At 58.6% G+C, this 20,112-nt stretch carries 19 protein-coding genes; 16 read left to right on the forward strand and 3 right to left on the reverse strand.

The features are described 5' to 3' along the window. Positions 1–33: 33 nt before the first annotated feature. The 9 genes from livH (at position 34) to ugpQ (ending at position 8,945) form a co-directional block, all read left to right on the forward strand. Positions 34–960, forward strand: a complete 927-nt coding sequence (gene livH, locus FY206_RS01470) for a high-affinity branched-chain amino acid ABC transporter permease LivH (protein WP_008500099.1) — start codon at positions 34–36, stop codon at positions 958–960. Further along, positions 957–2,234: a high-affinity branched-chain amino acid ABC transporter permease LivM gene (locus FY206_RS01475; protein ID WP_032644687.1), complete on the forward strand. Its 1,278-nt coding sequence runs from the start codon at positions 957–959 to the stop codon at positions 2,232–2,234. The genes livH and FY206_RS01475 overlap by 4 nt, the downstream gene beginning before the upstream one ends. Continuing rightward, entirely contained in the window at positions 2,231–2,998 is a 768-nt protein-coding gene (livG, locus tag FY206_RS01480) for a high-affinity branched-chain amino acid ABC transporter ATP-binding protein LivG (protein ID WP_032644688.1), read from the forward strand. Before FY206_RS01475 ends, livG begins: the two co-directional genes overlap by 4 nt. A gap of 1 nt (position 2,999) precedes the next feature. Then, positions 3,000–3,713 (forward strand): high-affinity branched-chain amino acid ABC transporter ATP-binding protein LivF, encoded by a 714-nt coding sequence (livF, locus tag FY206_RS01485; RefSeq protein WP_006812273.1) that lies wholly within the window; start codon positions 3,000–3,002, stop codon positions 3,711–3,713. 243 nt (positions 3,714–3,956) lie between these two features. After that, positions 3,957–5,273: a sn-glycerol-3-phosphate ABC transporter substrate-binding protein UgpB gene (ugpB, locus tag FY206_RS01490; RefSeq protein ID WP_032644689.1), complete on the forward strand. Its 1,317-nt coding sequence runs from the start codon at positions 3,957–3,959 to the stop codon at positions 5,271–5,273. Positions 5,274–5,400: 127 nt separating this feature from the next. Further along, complete coding sequence (gene ugpA, locus FY206_RS01495) at positions 5,401–6,288, forward strand: sn-glycerol-3-phosphate ABC transporter permease UgpA (protein WP_023618241.1); 888 nt, start codon at positions 5,401–5,403, stop codon at positions 6,286–6,288. After that, a complete protein-coding gene (ugpE, locus tag FY206_RS01500; protein WP_028015153.1) occupies positions 6,285–7,130 on the forward strand; it encodes a sn-glycerol-3-phosphate ABC transporter permease UgpE in 846 nt (281 codons plus the stop codon). The genes ugpA and ugpE overlap by 4 nt, the downstream gene beginning before the upstream one ends. 1 nt (position 7,131) lies before the next feature. Further along, positions 7,132–8,202 (forward strand): sn-glycerol-3-phosphate import ATP-binding protein UgpC, encoded by a 1,071-nt coding sequence (locus FY206_RS01505; RefSeq protein ID WP_032644690.1) that lies wholly within the window; start codon positions 7,132–7,134, stop codon positions 8,200–8,202. Further along, positions 8,199–8,945, forward strand: coding sequence for a glycerophosphodiester phosphodiesterase (gene ugpQ / locus FY206_RS01510; protein ID WP_032644691.1), 747 nt, complete (start codon positions 8,199–8,201; stop codon positions 8,943–8,945). Before FY206_RS01505 ends, ugpQ begins: the two co-directional genes overlap by 4 nt. On the opposite strand, the gene FY206_RS01515 is transcribed toward ugpQ, so the two are convergent. Continuing rightward, complete coding sequence (locus tag FY206_RS01515; RefSeq protein WP_032644692.1) at positions 8,929–9,306, reverse strand: DUF2756 family protein; 378 nt, start codon at positions 9,304–9,306, stop codon at positions 8,929–8,931. The genes ugpQ and FY206_RS01515 overlap by 17 nt on opposite strands. A gap of 126 nt (positions 9,307–9,432) precedes the next feature. Here FY206_RS01515 and ggt point away from each other — a divergent pair, with 126 nt between their 5' ends. Continuing rightward, positions 9,433–11,175: a gamma-glutamyltransferase gene (gene ggt / locus FY206_RS01520; protein WP_080500346.1), complete on the forward strand. Its 1,743-nt coding sequence runs from the start codon at positions 9,433–9,435 to the stop codon at positions 11,173–11,175. 106 nt (positions 11,176–11,281) lie between these two features. Here the strand turns inward: ggt and yhhY are convergent, their stop codons facing one another. Further along, on the reverse strand, positions 11,282–11,770 hold the full coding sequence (gene yhhY, locus FY206_RS01525) for an N-acetyltransferase (protein WP_032644694.1): 489 nt from the start codon (positions 11,768–11,770) through the stop codon (positions 11,282–11,284). Between the two features lie 309 nt (positions 11,771–12,079). Here yhhY and FY206_RS01530 point away from each other — a divergent pair, with 309 nt between their 5' ends. The 5 genes from FY206_RS01530 to gntU all read left to right on the forward strand — a co-directional run bounded on the left by FY206_RS01530 (position 12,080) and on the right by gntU (position 17,021). Next, on the forward strand, positions 12,080–13,117 hold the full coding sequence (locus tag FY206_RS01530; RefSeq protein ID WP_032644695.1) for an oxidoreductase: 1,038 nt from the start codon (positions 12,080–12,082) through the stop codon (positions 13,115–13,117). Positions 13,118–13,240: 123 nt separating this feature from the next. Beyond that, positions 13,241–13,936: a pirin family protein gene (locus tag FY206_RS01535; RefSeq protein WP_000639796.1), complete on the forward strand. Its 696-nt coding sequence runs from the start codon at positions 13,241–13,243 to the stop codon at positions 13,934–13,936. A gap of 91 nt (positions 13,937–14,027) precedes the next feature. Continuing rightward, positions 14,028–15,023 carry a gluconate operon transcriptional repressor GntR gene (gene gntR / locus FY206_RS01540; protein ID WP_032644696.1) on the forward strand — a complete coding sequence of 332 codons (996 nt, stop codon included), beginning with the start codon at positions 14,028–14,030 and terminating at the stop codon, positions 15,021–15,023. A gap of 126 nt (positions 15,024–15,149) precedes the next feature. Beyond that, a complete protein-coding gene (gene gntK / locus FY206_RS01545; protein WP_014882134.1) occupies positions 15,150–15,677 on the forward strand; it encodes a gluconokinase in 528 nt (175 codons plus the stop codon). 3 nt (positions 15,678–15,680) lie between these two features. Continuing rightward, positions 15,681–17,021: a gluconate transporter gene (gene gntU / locus FY206_RS01550; RefSeq protein ID WP_014833577.1), complete on the forward strand. Its 1,341-nt coding sequence runs from the start codon at positions 15,681–15,683 to the stop codon at positions 17,019–17,021. A 118-nt stretch (positions 17,022–17,139) separates the two neighbouring features. Here gntU and plsB read toward each other — a convergent pair whose 3' ends face one another. Further along, entirely contained in the window at positions 17,140–19,560 is a 2,421-nt protein-coding gene (gene plsB / locus FY206_RS01555) for a glycerol-3-phosphate 1-O-acyltransferase PlsB (protein ID WP_024906708.1), read from the reverse strand. A 154-nt stretch (positions 19,561–19,714) separates the two neighbouring features. Here plsB and FY206_RS01560 point away from each other — a divergent pair, with 154 nt between their 5' ends. Then, positions 19,715–20,083, forward strand: a complete 369-nt coding sequence (locus FY206_RS01560) for a diacylglycerol kinase (protein ID WP_032644697.1) — start codon at positions 19,715–19,717, stop codon at positions 20,081–20,083. The last annotated feature ends 29 nt before the right edge of the window (positions 20,084–20,112 follow it).

Genomic DNA, 20,112 nt, shown 5'->3' on the forward strand with positions numbered 1-20,112 from the left:
CGGACCGCCGGGCGGGTATAAAAAGGTTTGCATATGTCCGAGCAGTTTCTCTATTTCCTGCAGCAGATGTTTAACGGCGTTACGCTGGGAAGCACCTACGCGCTGATCGCCATCGGCTATACGATGGTTTACGGCATTATCGGCATGATCAACTTCGCCCACGGCGAGGTCTACATGATCGGTAGCTATGTCTCCTTTATGATTATCGCCGCCCTGATGATGATGGGCATCGACAGCAGCTGGCTGCTGGTCGCCGCCGGGTTTGTCGGCGCGATTGTGATTGCCAGCGCCTACGGCTGGAGCATTGAGCGCGTGGCCTACCGGCCCGTGCGCAGCTCCAAGCGTCTGATTGCGCTGATTTCCGCCATCGGGATGTCCATCTTCCTGCAAAACTACGTCAGCCTGACCGAAGGCTCGCGCGACGTGGCGCTGCCGAGCCTGTTTAACGGCCAGTGGATTGTCGGGGCCAGTGAAAACTTCGCCGCTTCTATTACCACCATGCAGCTCGTCATCTGGGTCGTGACCTTTATTGCGATGCTCGCCCTGACGCTGTTCATCCGCTACTCGCGGATGGGGCGCGCCTGCCGCGCGTGCGCTGAAGATCTGAAGATGGCGAGCCTGCTCGGCATCAACACCGACCGCGTGATTGCCCTGACCTTCGTGATTGGCGCCGCGATGGCTGCCGTCGCAGGGGTCCTGCTCGGCCAGTTCTACGGCGTAATCAACCCGTACATCGGCTTTATGGCCGGGATGAAAGCCTTCACCGCGGCGGTGCTGGGCGGCATCGGCAGTATTCCGGGCGCGATGATCGGCGGCCTGATCCTGGGCGTGGCGGAGGCGCTCTCTTCGGCGTATCTGAGCACCGAATATAAAGACGTGGTGTCGTTTGCCCTGCTGATTCTGGTTCTGCTGGTGATGCCTACCGGTATTCTGGGCCGTCCGGAGGTAGAGAAAGTATGAAACCGATGCATTTTGCAATGGCGCTGCTCTCTGCCGCCATGTTCTTCGTGCTGGCGGGCGTCTTTATGGGCGTCCAGCTAGGTCTGGACGGCACTAAGCTGGTGGTGGATACCGCCCCCGACATCCGCTGGCAGTGGGTGTTTATCGGCACTGCCGTGGTATTCCTGTTCCAGCTGCTGCGTCCTCTGTTCCAGAAGTCCCTGAAAAACGTCTTCGGGCCGAAGTTCGTCCTGCCGGCGATCGACGGGTCTACCGTGAAGCAGAAGCTGTTCCTCGTGGCGCTGCTGGTGGCCGCCGTAGCGTGGCCGTTTGTGGTCTCGCGCGGCACCGTGGATATCGCTACCCTGACCATGATCTACGTGATCCTCGGTCTCGGTCTGAACGTGGTGGTGGGGCTCTCTGGCCTGCTGGTGCTCGGCTACGGCGGCTTCTACGCCATCGGCGCCTACACCTTTGCGCTGCTGAACCACTATTACGGCCTCGGCTTCTGGACCTGCCTGCCGCTGGCGGGGCTGGTCTCCGCCGCCGCGGGCTTCCTGCTCGGCTTCCCGGTGCTGCGCCTGCGCGGCGACTACCTGGCGATTGTGACCTTAGGCTTTGGTGAAATCGTCCGTATCCTGCTGCTGAACAACACCGAAGTGACCGGCGGCCCGAACGGCATCAGCCAGATCCCGAAACCGACCTTCTTCGGGCTGGAGTTCAGCCGTACCGCCCGCGAAGGCGGCTGGGATACCTTCAGCAACTTCTTCGGCGTGAAGTATGACCCGTCCGACCGCGTGATCTGGCTCTATCTGGTGGCGCTGCTGCTGGTGGTGATCACCCTGTTCGTGATTAACCGCCTGCTGCGCATGCCGCTGGGCCGCGCGTGGGAAGCGCTGCGTGAAGATGAGATTGCCTGCCGTTCCCTTGGCCTGAACCCGACCCGCATCAAGCTGACCGCGTTCACCATCAGCGCCGCGTTTGCCGGTTTCGCCGGGACGCTGTTCGCCGCGCGTCAGGGCTTCGTCAGCCCGGAATCGTTCACCTTCGCCGAATCCGCCTTTGTGCTGGCGATTGTGGTGCTGGGCGGGATGGGCTCGCAGTTTGCCGTTATCCTCGCGGCCATTCTGCTGGTGGTCTCCCGCGAGCTGATGCGCGACTTTAACGAATACAGCATGTTAATGCTGGGTGGTTTGATGGTGCTGATGATGATCTGGCGTCCGCAGGGCCTGCTGCCGATGACTCGTCCACAGCTGAAGCTTAAGAGTGCGGAAGCGAAAGGAGAGCAGGCATGAGTCAGCCATTATTATCCGTTAACGGTCTGATGATGCGTTTTGGCGGCCTGCTGGCGGTCAACAATGTGTCACTGGATCTGCACAAGAAAGAGATTGTCTCCCTGATTGGCCCGAACGGCGCGGGGAAGACCACGGTCTTTAACTGCCTGACCGGTTTTTACAAGCCGACGGGCGGCACCATCATGCTGCGCGATAAGCATCTTGAAGGGCTGCCGGGCCAGCAGATTGCCCGCATGGGCGTGGTGCGTACCTTCCAGCACGTGCGTCTGTTCCGCGAGATGACGGTGATTGAGAACCTGCTGGTGGCGCAGCATCAGCAGCTCAAAACCGGGTTGTTCTCCGGCCTGCTGAAAACCCCGGCCTTCCGCCGCGCCCAGGATGAAGCGCTCGATCGCGCCGCCACCTGGCTCGACCGCATCGGCCTGCTGCAGCACGCCAACCGTCAGGCGAGCAACCTGGCCTACGGCGACCAGCGTCGCCTGGAGATTGTGCGCTGCATGGTGACCCAGCCGGAGATCCTGATGCTCGACGAACCGGCGGCAGGGCTCAACCCGAAAGAGACCAAAGAGCTGGACGAGCTGATTGCCGAGCTGCGCGACAGTCACGACACCACCATCCTGCTGATTGAGCACGACATGAAGCTGGTAATGGGTATTTCGGACCGTATCTACGTGGTCAACCAGGGCACGCCGCTGGCAAACGGCACGCCGGAAGAGATCCGCAATAACCCGGACGTGATCCGCGCATACCTGGGTGAGGCATAAGATGGAAAAAGCGATGTTAACGTTCGACAAGGTCAACGCGCACTACGGCAAGATTCAGGCGCTGCACGACGTCAGCCTGCATATCAATCAGGGTGAAATCGTCACCCTGATTGGCGCCAACGGCGCGGGCAAAACTACGCTGCTCGGCACGCTGTGCGGCGACCCGCGCGCCACCAGCGGGCGGATTGTGTTTGATGGTAAAGACATTACCGACTGGCAGACGGCCAAAATCATGCGCGAGGCGGTGGCGATTGTCCCGGAAGGGCGTCGCGTGTTCTCCCGCATGACGGTGGAAGAGAACCTGGCGATGGGCGGTTTCTTCGCCCACCGCGACGAATACCAGACCCGCATCAAGTGGGTATACGAACTCTTCCCGCGCCTGTGGGAGCGCCGCATCCAGCGCGCGGGCACCATGTCCGGCGGCGAACAGCAGATGCTGGCGATTGGCCGCGCGCTGATGAGCCAGCCGCGCCTGCTGCTGCTGGACGAGCCGTCGCTCGGCCTTGCGCCGATCATCATCCAGCAGATCTTCGACACCATCGAGCAGCTGCGTAAAGAGGGGATGACCATCTTCCTCGTCGAGCAGAACGCCAACCAGGCGCTGAAGCTCGCCGACCGTGGCTACGTGCTGGAGAACGGCCGCGTGGTGCTGGAGGATACCGGCGACGCGCTGCTGGCGAACGAAGCGGTGCGGAGCGCGTATTTAGGCGGATAGGTAAAAGCAAAAAGGCAACGCAAGTTGCCTTTTTTAGTGTTTTCTCCCTCTCCCCGTGGGAGAGGGCTGGGGTGAGGGCATCAAACCGCACCGATCCCCTTCACACAACCATCATCCCCCTGACGCTTTGTTGTCACTTATCTGTAAACAAACAGTTATTTTTCTGTCATTCGAGCATGTCATGTTACCTCGCGAGCAAAAAACGCGTGATATCGCGCATCCGGCACAATAAGAGAGATGACAATGACATCGTTACGACACACAGCTTTGGGTCTGGCACTGGGTCTGGCTTTTGCGACGAACGCAATGGCTGTCACCACCATTCCATTCTGGCATTCCATGGAAGGGGAGTTGGGTAAAGAAGTTGACTCCCTGGCGCAGCGTTTCAACGACACCCATCCGGATTACAAAATTGTGCCGGTGTATAAAGGCAACTACGAGCAGAGCCTGAGCGCGGGCATCGCCGCCTTCCGTACCGGCAACGCGCCAGCGCTGTTACAGGTTTATGAAGTGGGCACCGCCACCATGATGGCCTCCAAAGCCATCAAGCCGGTGTATGAAGTGTTCAAAGAGGCGGGCATCAACTTCGACGAGTCGCAGTTCGTGCCGACCGTAGCGGGCTACTACACCGATTCCAAAACCGGTCACCTGCTGTCCCAGCCGTTTAACAGCTCCACGCCGGTGCTGTACTACAACAAAGACGCCTTCAAGAAAGCCGGTTTAGATCCGGAGCAGCCGCCAAAAACCTGGCAGGACCTGGCGGAATACACCGCGAAGCTGAAAGCGGCGGGGATGAAGTGCGGCTACGCCAGCGGCTGGCAGGGCTGGATCCAGATTGAAAACTTCAGCGCCTGGCACGGCCTGCCGGTTGCCACTAAAAACAACGGCTTCGACGGTACCGACGCGGTACTGGAGTTCAACAAGCCGGAGCAGGTGAAGCACATCGCGCTGCTGGAAGAACTCAACAAGAAGGGCGATTTCAGCTACTTCGGGCGTAAAGATGAATCCACCGAGAAGTTCTACAACGGTGATTGCGCCATTACCACCGCGTCTTCCGGCTCGCTCGCGGACATCCGTCACTACGCCAAATTCAACTACGGTGTAGGCATGATGCCGTACGATGCGGACGTGAAGGGGGCGCCGCAGAACGCCATCATCGGCGGAGCGAGCCTGTGGGTGATGCAGGGCAAAGACAAGGGCACCTACAAAGGCGTGGCCGAGTTCCTCGACTTCCTGGCGAAGCCTGAGATTGCCGCCGAATGGCACCAGAAGACCGGCTACCTGCCGATCACCAAAGCCGCATACGACCTGACCCGCGAGCAGGGCTTCTACAGCAAAAACCCGGGCGCGGATATCGCGACGCGTCAGATGCTGAACAAGCCGCCGTTGCCGTTCACCAAAGGCCTGCGCCTGGGCAACATGCCGCAGATCCGCACCATCGTGGATGAAGAGCTGGAAAGCGTCTGGACCGGGAAGAAAACGCCACAGCAGGCGCTGGATTCCGCGGTAGAGCGCGGGAACCAGCTGCTGCGCCGCTTTGAGCAGTCGACCAAATCGTAATTCAAACCTGCCCCTCACCCTAACCCTCTCCCCATAGGGGAGAGGGGACTGCACGGAGCCGTCTTTTCTCCCTCGCCCCTTTGGGGAGAGGGCCGGGGTGAGGGGTGAATACCTACAGAGCAAACCTATGTCATCATCCCGTCCGGTGTTCCGTTCCCGCTGGCTGCCGTATCTTCTGGTCGCGCCTCAGCTGGTCATCACCGTTATCTTCTTTATCTGGCCTGCGGGCGAAGCGCTGTGGTATTCGGTACAAAGCGTCGACCCGTTCGGGCTGTCCAGCCAGTTTGTGGGCCTGGACAACTTCACCGCGCTGTTCCACGACAGCTACTATCTGGACTCCTTCTGGACGACGATGAAGTTCAGCGCGCTGGTCACCGTCAGCGGTCTGGTTGCCTCGCTGTTTTTCGCCGCGCTGGTGGATTACGTGGTGCGCGGCAGCCGCCTGTATCAGACCCTGATGTTGCTGCCTTATGCCGTGGCACCCGCCGTCGCCGCCGTACTGTGGATCTTCCTGTTTAACCCCGGCCGTGGGCTGATTACCCACTTCCTGGCCGAGTTCGGCTACGACTGGAACCACGCCCAGAACAGCGGCCAGGCGATGTTCCTGGTGGTGTTCGCCTCGGTGTGGAAGCAGATCAGCTACAACTTCCTGTTCTTCTTTGCCGCGCTGCAGTCCATTCCCCGTTCGCTGGTGGAAGCCGCCGCCATTGACGGCGCGGGGCCGATTCGTCGCTTCTTCAGGCTGTCGCTGCCGCTGATCGCCCCGGTGAGTTTCTTCCTGCTGGTGGTTAACCTCGTATACGCCTTCTTCGACACCTTCCCGGTGATTGACGCGGCGACCGCGGGCGGCCCGGTGCAGGCGACAACGACGCTTATCTATAAGATCTACCGCGAAGGCTTCGCCGGGCTGGATCTCTCCGCCTCCGCCGCGCAGTCCGTCGTGCTGATGTTCCTCGTCATCATCCTCACGGTGGTGCAGTTCCGCTATGTTGAAAGTAAGGTGCGCTACCAATGATTGAGAACCGTCGCGGGCTGACGATTTTCAGCCATACCATGCTGATTTTAGGGATCATCGTCATCCTGTTCCCGCTGTACGTGGCGTTCGTCGCCGCCACGCTCGACACCAAAGCGGTGTTCGACACGCCGATGACGCTGATCCCGGGCGGGCATCTTTTCGAGAACATGAAGACCATCTGGACCCAGGGCGTAGGCGCCAACAGCGCGCCGTTCTGGCTGATGATGCTCAACAGCTTCATCATGGCGTTCGGCATTACCGTCGGCAAAATCACGGTGTCGATGCTCTCGGCCTTCGCCATCGTCTGGTTCCGCTTTCCGCTGCGCAACCTCTTCTTCTGGATGATCTTTATCACCCTGATGCTGCCGGTGGAGGTGCGAATCTTTCCGACGGTGGAGGTGATTGCCAACCTGAAGATGCTCGACAGCTATGCGGGCTTAACCCTGCCGCTGATGGCCTCGGCGACCGCCACCTTCCTGTTCCGCCAGTTCTTTATGACCCTGCCGGACGAGCTGATAGAAGCCGCGCGCATCGACGGCGCGTCACCGATGCGCTTCTTCCGCGATATCGTCCTGCCGCTGTCGAAAACCAACCTTGCGGCGCTGTTTGTGATCACCTTTATCTACGGCTGGAACCAGTACCTGTGGCCGCTGCTGATTATTCAGGACGTCAACCTCGGCACCGCCGTGGCGGGCATCAAGGGCATGATCGCCACCGGCGAAGGCACCACCCTCTGGAACCAGGTGATGGCGGCGATGCTGCTCACCCTTATCCCCCCGGTCGTTATCGTTTTAGCCATGCAGCGTGCGTTTGTGCGTGGTTTAGTGGACAGTGAGAAATAAGATGGCAGGCTTAAAACTTCAGGCAGTAACCAAAAGCTGGGACGGCAAAACCCAGGTCATTCAGCCGCTCACGCTCGACGTGGCGGACGGGGAGTTTATCGTGATGGTCGGCCCGTCCGGCTGCGGCAAATCTACCCTGCTGCGCATGGTGGCGGGGCTGGAGCGCGTCACCTCCGGGGATATCTGGATTGACCGCCAGCGCGTCACCGAGATGGAGCCGAAAGACAGGGGCATCGCGATGGTGTTCCAGAACTACGCCCTCTATCCGCACATGAGCGTGGAGGAGAACATGGCCTGGGGGCTGAAAATCCGCGGCATGGGCAAAGGCCATATCGAGGAGCGGGTGAAAGAGGCGGCGCGCATTCTGGAGCTGGACGGCCTGCTCAAGCGCCGCCCGCGCGAGCTTTCCGGCGGCCAGCGCCAGCGCGTGGCGATGGGGCGCGCCATCGTGCGCGACCCGGCGGTATTCCTGTTCGACGAGCCGCTCTCTAACCTCGACGCCAAGCTGCGCGTGCAGATGCGTCTTGAGCTGCAGCAGCTGCACCGTCGTCTGAAAACCACATCGCTGTACGTGACCCACGATCAGGTCGAAGCCATGACCCTCGCCCAGCGCGTGATGGTCATGAACAAAGGCATCGCCGAGCAGATTGGCACCCCGGTGGAAGTTTATGAAAAACCGGCCACTCGCTTTGTGGCGAGCTTTATCGGCAGCCCGGCGATGAACCTGCTGGAAGGGCGCATCAGCAGCGCGGGCACGCATTTTGAGCTGGAAAGCGGGATGGCGTTGCCGATCAGCTGGTACTATCGTGGCTACGCCGGGCGTAAGATGACGCTCGGGATCCGCCCGGAACATATTGGTTTAACCACTCAGGCGGACGGTGGCGTGCCGCTGGTGATGGACACGCTGGAGATGTTGGGTGCAGATAACCTGGCGCACGGGCGCTGGGGCGAGCAAAAAATGGTGGTGCGCCTGGCACATCAGGAGCGCCCGAAAGCAGGCAGCACGCTGTGGCTGCACCTGCCGGAAAATCATCTGCACCTGTTTGACGGTGAAACAGGACAACGAGTATGAGCAACTGGCCTTATCCCCACGTCGTCGCCCACCGCGGCGGCGGTAAGCTGGCGCCGGAAAACACGCTGGCGGCGATTGACGTCGGCGCGCGCTACGGCCACACGATGATCGAATTCGACGCTAAGCTGTCGAAGGACGGCGAGATTTTCCTGCTGCATGACGACAACCTCGAACGCACCAGCAACGGCTGGGGCGTGGCGGGAGAATTGCCGTGGCGCGACCTGCTGAAGGTGGACGCCGGAAGCTGGTACAGCGGCGAATTCAAAGGTGAACCGCTGCCGCTGCTGGCGGACGTGGCGGACCGCTGTCGTCAGCACGGCATGATGGCAAACATTGAGATCAAACCGACCACCGGCACCGGGCCGCTGACGGGTAAAGTGATTGCTCTGGCCGCGCGTGAGCTATGGGAAGGGATGACGCCGCCGCTGCTGTCATCATTTGAAATCGACGCGCTGGAGGCGGCTCAGGCGGCGGTGCCGGAACTGCCGCGCGGGCTATTGCTGGACGAATGGCGTGAAGACTGGCGCGAGCTGACGACCCGTTTAGGCTGCGTCTCGATCCATCTGAACCATAAGCTGCTGGATGAGGCGCGGGTGAAAATGCTCAAAGACGCGGGTCTGCATATTCTGGTCTATACCGTCAACAAACCCCAGCGCGCAGCCGAGCTGCTGCGCTGGGGCGTGGACAGCATCTGTACCGATGCGATTGACCTGATCGGCCCGGACTTTAGTTCTGCGGATTAAGCATACTGCCGTTCGACTGCGGCGGCAGCATATGCTGCTGTCCGCTGCCTGACGACGTCATCCCGCCTAACATCCCGCCGTTTTTATTCGGCAGTGGCTGCTCGCGTATCTGCCCCTGCTGCACGCGCTGGGTGTTGGCGTTCATCTGGTTTTGCAGGCTCTGCTGCTGCATCTGGGTCTGCGTTTTCAACTGCTGGTTGAGCATCCCTTTTTGCTGCTGCTGCTGGCTCATCATCTCCGTCTGCATGCGCTGCTGGCTCGGGATGACATACCCCTGCTGATTCGGGTTGTTCATGGTGTTGAGGGGCTGTGCGAGCGCGGCAAACGGGATCAGCGCCGTAAGAATCAGTAAACGTTTCATTGTCATTTCCTCCTGTTGAGGTCTCTCTTAAGTTTACCCCGATTTCACCATGACAATGATTTTTTAGGAGTTGTGAACCAGGCTTAAGCGGGGAATATGGATCCCTTCACCTGGAGAACAATAATCATGAAACCAACGTTTTTGCGCTGGGTCGCCCTCGCCGCGCTGATGGCAGGCGGGACATTTAGCGTGGCGGCCAACCCGCCCGCTGCACCTCCGGTCTCTTACGGCGTGGAGGAAGATGTTTTTCATCCCGTGCGGGCAACCCACGGCATGGTAGCGTCCGTGGATGCGCTGGCAACCCAAGTGGGCGTTGAAATTCTCAGGCAGGGCGGTAACGCGGTGGATGCCGCGGTCGCCGTCGGCTATGCGCTGGCGGTTACGCACCCGCAGGCGGGGAACCTGGGCGGCGGCGGCTTTATGATGCTGCGCACCAAAGACGGCAAAACCACCGCCATCGACTTCCGCGAGATGGCGCCTGCTCAGGCGTCCCGCGATATGTTCCTCGACGACCAGGGTAACCCTGACAGCAAAAAATCCCTGACTTCACATCTCGCAAGCGGCACCCCGGGCACCGTGGCGGGCTTCTCGCTGGCGCTGGAGAAATACGGCACGATGCCGCTGAACAAAGTGGTGCAGCCTGCCATTAAATTGGCCCGAGACGGTTTTGTGGTCAACGACGCGCTGGCGGACGATCTCAAGACCTACGGCAGCGAAGTGATTCCGAACCACGAAAACAGCAAGGCCATCTTCTGGAAAGACGGCGAGCCGCTGAAGAAGGGCGATAAGCTGGTGCAGAAGAACCTCGCCAAAAGCCTGGAGCTGATTGCGGAGCACGGTCCGGACGCCTTCTACAAAGGAGCGATTGCCGACCAGATTGCGCAAGAGATGCAGAAGAACGGGGGGCTCATCACCAAAGCGGATCTGGCGGACTACAAGGCGGTGGAGCGCGAGCCGATTAGCGGCACCTATCGCGGCTACGAAGTCTTCTCCATGCCGCCGCCGTCCTCCGGGGGCATTCACATCGTGCAGATCCTGAATATTCTCGAAAACTTCGATATGCATAAGTTCGGCTTCGGCAGCGCGGACGCCATGCAGGTGATGGCGGAAGCGGAAAAACGCGCCTACGCCGACCGCTCGGAATACCTCGGCGATCCGGACTTCGTGAAGGTGCCGTGGCAGGCGCTGACCAACAAGGCGTATGCCAAATCCATTGCCGAACAGATCGACATCAACAAGGCGAAGCCGTCCAGCGAGATCCGCCCCGGCAAGCTGGCGCCGTATGAAAGCAACCAGACCACCCACTTCTCGGTGGTGGATAAAGACGGTAACGCGGTGGCGGTGACCTATACGCTCAACACCACCTTCGGGACCGGGATTGTGGCGGGCAACAGCGGCATTCTGCTTAACAACGAGATGGATGACTTCTCCGCCAAGCCTGGCGTGCCGAACGTCTACGGTCTGGTCGGCGGCGATGCGAATGCGGTCGGGCCGAAGAAGCGACCGCTGTCGTCCATGTCGCCTACTATTGTCGTGAAAGACGGGAAGACCTGGCTGGTCACCGGCAGCCCGGGCGGCAGCCGGATTATCACCACCGTACTGCAAATGGTGGTGAACAGCATCGACTTTGGGATGAACGTCGCCGAAGCCACCAATGCGCCGCGCTTCCATCACCAGTGGCTGCCGGACGAGCTGCGCGTGGAGAAGGGCTTTAGCCCGGACACCATTAAACTGCTGGAGCAGCGCGGGCAGAAGGTGGCGGTAAAAGAGGCGATGGGCAGCACCCAGAGCATTATGGTTGGGCCGGACGGGGCGCTGTTTGGCGCGTCGGATCCGCGTTCGGTGGATGATTTGACGGCGGGGTATTGATTATTCCCCTCACCCTAACCCTCTCCCCATAGGGGAGAGGGGATTGCACGGTGCGGTTTTTTCTCCCTCGCCCCTATGGGGAGAGGGCCGGGGTGAGGGGAGTGTGTCACTTCATCCGCGCCATATAATACGCGTCCACATACTCGCCGTTGCGCAGGGCAAATTTCCTGCCGGTGCCTTCGATTTCAAAACCGAAACGCTGATACAGCGCAACGGCGGCCGCGTTATCCGCAAAAACCGTGAGCTCGATGCGTTCAACGCGCAGCCAGTTGTCGCACAGGTTGATCATCTCAGTCATCAGCCTGCTTCCGACGCCGCGCCCCTGCATATCTGCCGCCACGCTGATGCCAAAGGTGGCTACGTGGCTGCGGCGCGGGTTTTCCATGATGTCCAGCGCCATATGCCCCACCACGCGCTCGTCCAGACACGCAACCAGATGCCGTCTTCCCGGTTTCACCGCGACGCGTTCATGCCACATGGCCATAGAGGGATGAGGAATTTGTAGCGTGTCGTGATAAACCCCAGGATGCGACATGATGTCACGTAACGCTTCTGCATCGCTGGCTTCGATATGGCGTATCACTATCTCACTCATTCCTTTATCCTCAGTCAGTTAAAAGTCCCTTCCAACATCAATGACTTTAAAATGTGCGTCAACTGCTAATTTTTGCAAAAAGTATTGGACAAGTGCGAATGAGAATGATTATTATTGCTTTGCATTCAGGAAGACCGCTACGGGAACCTGAAAGCACGACATTGCTCACATTGCTTCCAGTATTACTTTAGCCAGCTTATAGCTGGCTTTTTTTTGTCTTTTTTCTCCCTCTCCCCGTGGGAGAGGGCTGGGGTGAGGGCAAAACTTGCGCTATGGTTGCAGTCAGTAACCTTCCAAAAGGACTGAGCCATGACGTTACATTGCGCATTTATTGGATTTGGTAAAAGTACGACCCGCTACCACCTGCCGTATGTTTTCAACCGTAAAGACAGCTGGCACGTGGCCCATATCTACCGCCGCCGCGCGAAGCCGGAAGAGCAATCCCCGCAGTATTCCCACATCCACTTCACCAGCGATCTCGATGAGGTGCTTAACGACCCGCAGGTCGCGCTGGTGGTTGTCTGTACCCATGCCGACAGCCATTTTGAGTATGCGAAACGCGCGCTGGAAGCGGGTAAAAACGTGCTGGTGGAAAAGCCCTTTACCCCGACCATCGCCGAAGCAAAAGCGCTGTTCGCGCTGGCGAAAAGCAAAGGCCTGACCGTTACGCCGTATCAGAACCGTCGCTTTGACAGCTGCTTCCTGACGGCGAAAAAAGCGATTGAAAGCGGCAGGCTCGGCGACATCGTGGAAATTGAAAGCCACTTCGATTACTACCGCCCGGTGGCGGAGACCCAGCCCGGCCTGCCGCAGGACGGCTCGTTTTACGGCCTGGGCGTTCACACCATGGACCAGATCATCTCCCTCTTTGGCCGACCGGACCACGTGGCGTATGACATCCGCAGCCTGCGCAATAAAGCCAACCCGGACGACACCTTTGAAGCGCAGCTGTTCTACGGTGACCTGAAGGCCATCGTCAAGACCAGCCACCTGGTGAAGATCGACTACCCGAAATTTATCGTTCACGGCACCCGAGGCTCGTTCATCAAGTACGGTATTGACCAGCAGGAGACCAGCCTGAAGGCCAATATCATGCCCGGTGAGCCGGGCTTTGCCGCGGACGATTCCGTGGGCGTGCTGGAGTATGTGAACGACGAGGGCGTAACGGTCAGGGAAGAGCTGCAACCGGAAACCGGCGACTATGGCCGCGTGTACGATGCGCTGTATGAAACCCTCACATCCGGCGCGTCGAATTACGTCAAGGAATCTGACGTTCTGACCAACCTGGAAATCCTTGAGCGGGCCTTCGAACAGGCTTCTCCTGCCACGGTAACCCTCGCGAAATAAGCAAAAACGGCTCCTCTGCGCTTGTTCATAATTTTTGAACAGAGGAGTCAATTTTCACCCTCTATCATCCCAGACCGTTTGCGTCCACACTTACTCCATCGAAACGAACTGAGGGTGAAAACAATGATCTACTTACGCAAAGCAAACGAACGTGGTCACGCGAATCATGGCTGGCTGGACTCATGGCATTCATTCTCGTTTGCCGACTACTACGACCCGAACTTCATGGGCTTCTCCGCACTGCGCGTGATTAACGACGACGTGATCGATGCAGGACAGGGCTTCGGTACCCACCCGCACAAAGACATGGAAATCCTGACCTATGTGCTGGAAGGGGCGGTTGAGCACCAGGACAGCATGGGCAACAAAGAGCAGGTTCCGGCGGGCGAGTTCCAGATCATGAGCGCGGGTACCGGGGTGCGTCATTCCGAGTACAACCCGAGCAAAACGGAAAAACTGCACCTGTATCAAATCTGGATCATTCCAGAAGAGACCGGCATCACCCCGCGCTACGAGCAGCGCCGCTTTGACGCCAAACAGGGCAAACAGCTGGTGCTGTCCCCGGATGCGCGTGAAGGTTCCCTGAAAGTGCATCAGGACATGGAGCTATACCGCTGGGCGCTGGCGAAAGATGAACAGTCCGTGCATCAGATTGCCGCTAACCGCCGCGTCTGGATCCAGGTGGTGAAAGGCGAAGTGTCCATCAACGGCACCAAGGCAACCACCGCCGATGGCCTGGCCATCTGGGATGAGCAGGCGCTCTCCGTGCATGCGGACAGCGAAAGCGAAATTCTGCTGTTTGACCTGCCGCCGGTCTAAATAATTTCTCAACCTTCCCTTTAAACGGGGAAGGTTGAGCTTTGTCCGTGATAAACTGAGCAAATCTCTCTCTTCAAGATTTCTCAGGACGATGAAAAAGAAACGCCCCGTACTTCAGGATGTCGCCGATCGCGTCGGTGTGACCAAAATGACGGTCAGCCGGTTTTTACGTAACCCGGAACAGGTTTCCGTGGCGTTGCGTGGCAAGATTGCCGCAGCCCTTGATGAACTGGGTTATATCCCCAACCGCGCACCCGATATTCTCTCCAATGCGACCAGCCGCGCGGTGGGCGTTCTGCTCCCTTCCTTGACCAACCAGGTTTTCGCCGAAGTATTACGCGGAATCGAAAGCGTCACCGATGCGTTTGGCTACCAGACCATGCTCGCCCACTACGGGTACAAGCCGGAACTGGAAGAGGAACGTCTTGAATCGATGCTTTCCTGGAACATTGACGGCCTGATTCTAACCGAACGAACCCACACTGCCCGCACGCTCAAAATGATTGAAGTGGCCGGTATCCCGGTGGTGGAGCTGATGGACAGCCAGTCGCCGTGCCTCGACATCGCCGTCGGCTTTGATAACTTCGAAGCGGCGCGCCAGATGACGGCGGCCATCATCGCCCGCGGGCATCGTCATATCGCCTACCTGGGTGCGCGTCTTGATGAACGTACTATCATCAAACAGAAGGGATACGAGCAGGCGATGCTCGACGCGAGCTTAACCCCGTACAGCGTGATGGTGGAGCAGTCCTCTTCCTACACGTCGGGTATTGAGCTGATGCGTCAGGCGCGACGCGAGTATCCGCAACTGGACGGTATTTTCTGTACCAACGATGACCTTGCGGTCGGCGCGGCGTTTGAATGCCAGCGTCTGGGGCTCAAGATCCCTGATGATATGGCGATCGCCGGTTTCCACGGCCACGACATTGGCCAGGTGATGGAGCCGCGTCTGGCGAGCGTCCTGACCCCGCGTGAACGTATGGGCCGCATTGGCGCAGAACGCCTGCTGGCGCGCATTCGTGGCGAGACGGTGACGCCAAAAATGTTAGATTTAGGTTTCACCTTGTCACCGGGTGGATCTATTTGAACTGACAAATTTGAAGTAGCTCACACTTATTCACTTCGCGCACGTTTGGATATTGCTTCTCTTTTGCCCCGGCAGGACAATGTTACCGATAACTGTTACCCGTAACAATTGACTGAGGGACACCCTTTGAGCACGACTAATCACGATCACCACGTCTACGTCCTGATGGGCGTTTCCGGTAGCGGGAAATCAGCCGTAGCCAGCGAAGTGGCGCATCAACTCCAGGCTGCGTTTCTTGATGGCGACTTCCTCCACCCGCGCAGCAACATCATGAAAATGGCCTCCGGCGAGCCGCTGAACGACGACGACCGCAAACCGTGGTTGCAGGCGCTGAACGACGCCGCGTTTGCTATGCAGCGCACCAACAAAGTTTCGCTGATCGTCTGCTCCGCGCTGAAAAAAACCTACCGCGACCTGCTGCGCGACGGCAACCCGAACCTCTCTTTCATCTACCTGAAAGGGGACTTCGAGGTCATTGAAAGCCGCCTGAAGGCGCGTAAAGGGCACTTCTTCAAAACCCAGATGCTGGTGACGCAGTTCGACGCGCTGCAGGAGCCGGGTGAAGACGAGAAAGACGTTTTAGTGGTTGATATCGATCAGTCACTGGAGGGTGTTGTTGCCAGCACCATCGAGGTCATCAATAAAAGGCAGTAAGTTTTGAGTACATTAACGTTAGTTTTGACAGCAGTGGGTTCGGTTTTGCTGCTGCTGTTTTTAGTAATGAAGGCGCGTATGCACGCCTTTGTTGCTTTGATGGTGGTGTCTATTGGTGCAGGTCTCTTTTCCGGTATGCCGCTCGACAAGATCGCCGCGACGATGGAAAAAGGGATGGGCGGCACGCTGGGCTTCCTGGCGATTGTGGTCGCGCTCGGCGCGATGTTTGGCAAGATTTTGCACGAGACGGGCGCGGTCGACCAGATTGCCGTCAAGATGCTGAAATCCTTTGGCCACAGCCGCGCGCACTATGCGATTGGCCTGGCGGGCCTGATTTGCGCCCTGCCGCTGTTCTTCGAAGTGGCCGTTGTGCTGCTCATCAGCGTCGCGTTCTCCATGGCGCGCCATACCGGCACTAACCTCGTGAAGCTGGTCATTCCGCTGTTTGCGGGCGTGGCGGCGGCCGCAGCGTTCCTGCTGCCGGGGCCTGCGCCGATGCTGCTGGCATCCCAGATGCACGCCGACTTTGGCTGGATGATCCTGATTGGCCTGTGCGCCGCAATTCCGGGGATGATTATCGCCGGTCCGCTGTGGGGCAACTTCATCAGCCGCTACGTTGAGCTGCACATTCCGGACGACATCACCGAGCCGCACCTTGGCGAAGGCAAAATGCCGTCCTTTGGCTTCAGCCTGTCGCTGATCCTGCTCCCGCTGGTGCTGGTGGGCCTGAAAACCATCGCTGCACGCTTTGTGCCGGTAGGCTCTACCGCGTACGAATGGTTTGAGTTCATCGGTCACCCGTTCACGGCGATCCTGGTGGCGTGTCTGGTGGCGATTTACGGCCTGGCGATGCGTCAGGGGATGCCGAAAGACCGCGTGATGGAGATCTGCGGTGCCGCGCTGCAGCCTGCGGGGATTATCCTGCTGGTGATCGGTGCCGGTGGCGTGTTCAAGCAGGTGCTGGTGGATTCCGGCGTGGGTCCGGCTTTGGGCGAAGCGCTGACCGGAATGGGCCTGCCGATTGCGGTCACCTGCTTCGTGCTGGCGGCGGCGGTGCGTATCATCCAGGGTTCCGCCACCGTGGCGTGTTTAACCGCCGTGGGTCTGGTGATGCCGGTGATTGAACAGCTGAACTACTCCGGTGCCCAGATGGCCGCGCTCTCTATCTGTATCGCGGGCGGTTCGATTGTGGTCTCTCACGTAAACGACGCGGGCTTCTGGCTGTTCGGTAAATTTACCGGCGCCACCGAAGCGCAAACCCTGAAGACCTGGACGCTGATGGAAACCATCCTCGGCACGACGGGTGCGATTGTCGGGATGATTGCTTTCACGCTGCTGAGCTGAATGCGGTGATTTAAGAAGGCTCAAAAATAAGGCCCGGTAGCGTTAACGCTTACCGGGCCTTTATATTATGCGGAATGTCAGGCCGGGTCAGGTGAAGCCACCACCCGGCTTTTTTACATCACTCGCCCTGCGTCGCGCTCTCAATCGTCAAGCGCACGTCTGAGGTAATCAGCTCTGCCAGCATCTGGTAAACCTTCAGCGTCTCTTCCGGCTCGGCATCGCCCGTATCGCTGATGAAGCCTTCATCACGCAGCGTCAGCACCAGGGAACTGAAGACCGCTTTGTCGAAGAATTCAGGGGCGTTAATGCCGTGCAGAACGGACAGGCGCTGGGCCAGCGTCCGGCTCTCTTTCTCCAGCGTACCGCGGTTAATAGACGGGTTCGCACTCAGCAGCCAGAACGTGATGGCGTAGCGCTGCAGCGTTTCGCGCGCACCTGCTGCCAGCAGCTGCAGGGTTCGGGAGCGAGACGGATTAATGTGCAGCTCGTCATTCGTAACGGTGATCAGCCCCTGACGACGAAGCTCTTCCGTCAGTTTGTCCAGCTCGCCCGCCAGCTCGTCTTTACTCCAGCGCAGGAACAGCTCCGCTTTCAGCATCGGGTAAAGCGTCTCAACGTGACGCAATAGCTCCTGACGTGAAATACGGCGATGCTGGGTGATGATAGCCGCCATGAGCGACGGCAGCATCAGCATGTGGGTGATGTTGTTGCGGTAGTAGGTCATCAACACTGCCTGCTCGCGCGGCAGAATGATGATGTCGCCGATGGTGTCCTTTTCGACTTCAAACTTGTTCATCTGCAGCGCGTGATCGATAAGCTCGCTGGCGGTCGCAGAAGGCACGGTTGAGTCAACGGAATACGGCACGTTGCGCATCATGTCTAGGTAGCAATCCAGCTGCTCTGTAAGCTGTTCGCGGGTCAGCGAGCGCTGACGCGAAGCCAGCAGCGCCGTACAGCACAGGTTCATGGCGTTAGCCGCACCCGCGTTGTTAATGCGCACCATCAGTTCGGACGCAATGCCGTTGACCGTTGGTGTCAGCCAGGCAGGGCGAATCGCTTCGATAGGATCGATGGACTCGCGCCACTCCGGAACGTGATGGTTCAGGTACGTCATAAGCGGCATCGGTTCGCCGAAGTTTACGTAGCCCTGACCCAGGTTACGCAGCTTGCTCAGGCCGCGCAGCATCTGCGGCAGGCTCTCTTTCTCTTTGGTCGCCCCGCGTAGCTCTTTGGCGTAGGTGCCCACTTCCATTACGTGCTCATAGCCGATGTAAATAGGCACCAGCGTGATCGGACGGGTTCCGCCGCGCAGCATCGCCTGGATGGTCATCGACAGCGTGCCGGTCTTCGGATCGAGCAGACGTCCGGTGCGCGAGCGACCGCCCTCAACAAAGTACTCAACGGAATAGCCGCGGCTAAACAGCTCGCCCAGATACTCGCGGAACACGGTGGAGTAGAGCTTGTTGCCCTTGAAGGTACGACGGATAAAGAACGCGCCCAGGCGGCGGAAGATCGGGCCCGCTGGCCAGAAGTTCAGGTTGATACCGGCTGCGATGTGCGGCGGTACAAGCCCCTGGTGATAGAGCACGTATGAGAGAAGCAGGTAGTCCATGTGGCTGCGGTGGCAGGGGACATAGACAATCTCATGGCCATCATGCGCCAGCTGACGCACGCGCTCGGCGTTATGAACGTTGATGCCCTGGTAGAGGCGGTTCCACGTAAAGCCGAGAATACGATCGGACAGGCGAATCATCTCGTAAGAGAAGTTCGCGGCAATCTCTTCCATCAGCGCAATGGCGTTCTGCTGGGCTTTCTCATGCGAAATTTTCTTGCTGCGCGCTTCGTCTTCAACGGCGCGGGCAATCGCTTTGGAGGCCAACAGCTTGTTGAACAGATCCTGACGCGCCGGGAGGCGTGGTCCTACTGCCGCCAGGCGCTGACGGGCGAAGTGCATACGCGCTACGCGCGCCAGTTTTTGCGCGATGATTTTGTCGGTCCCGTGCTCGTCCGCCATGCGACGTAGCGAAACCGAAGGGGAGAAGCGCACAAAGCTGTCGCGCCCCAGCCAGGAGACCGCGAAGAACTTCTGGATGCCGTTAAGCATGCGCAGCGGCGGATTCTCTTCACCTTTTTCACGGCCCGGACGACGACCAAACATCACCGATACCGGCACCATCTGCACGTCCAGATCGGGGTTGCTGCGGTGCAGGTCGAGATAGTCATGGAACAGCTTGATGGACTCTTCTTTCGGCGTGTAATAGGTAAACACGCGCGGTCCACCGTGAATGAACACGTAGCGCGGCAGCAGCGTGCCGTCGACTTCCAGCGGTTCAAGCGGGTCAGGTAAATCATGCGCCAGACACTGGGCGCGAAGCGTCAGTAAGTCTGCCTTCGAGTTGTAAGGCAAAACGTACATAATAGGACGCGACGTATCGAGTCCCAATTCCAGCGCGGGTTCTGCTGGGATAGACTTGCTTTTTACCAGGATGCTTAATGGTAAATTAAGTAATTTGTAGTAAATTCGTGGCCAGCCGGACATAAACGATGTAAAGCCTCTGGTTAATAATGCAATTGCGGCGCAAGGATAACAGAAAGCGCGCAAAATTTCTGTTGTTACCCGTCATACTTCAGGCTGTGGCGAAACGCGCTACAGTTCCTGTTACTGACGCTTTTTTTCTTAAAAGGTTCTTTTAATGGCCAATAATACCACTGGGTTAACGCGTATCATTAAAGCCGCCGGCTATTCATGGAAAGGTTTCCGTGCCGCGTGGATCAACGAAGCCGCCTTTCGCCAGGAGGGCGTCGCCGCTATCATCGCGGTGATCATCGCCTGTTTCCTTGATGTAGATGCCGTTACCCGCGTGCTTCTCATCGGTTCCGTACTTCTGGTGATGATAGTGGAAATTCTCAATAGCGCTATTGAGGCCGTGGTCGACCGTATCGGCTCTGACTTCCACGAACTTTCCGGCCGCGCGAAGGATATGGGTTCTGCCGCTGTGCTGCTGGCGATTATCACTGCTGCCATTACCTGGGTCACGCTGCTTTGGTCACATTTCCGATGAGCCTCGAGGAATAATTAAGTCCCTGGTTT

The sequence above is a fragment of the Enterobacter chengduensis genome, from assembly GCF_001984825.2.
GTDB classification, from domain to species: Bacteria; Pseudomonadota; Gammaproteobacteria; order Enterobacterales; family Enterobacteriaceae; genus Enterobacter; species Enterobacter chengduensis.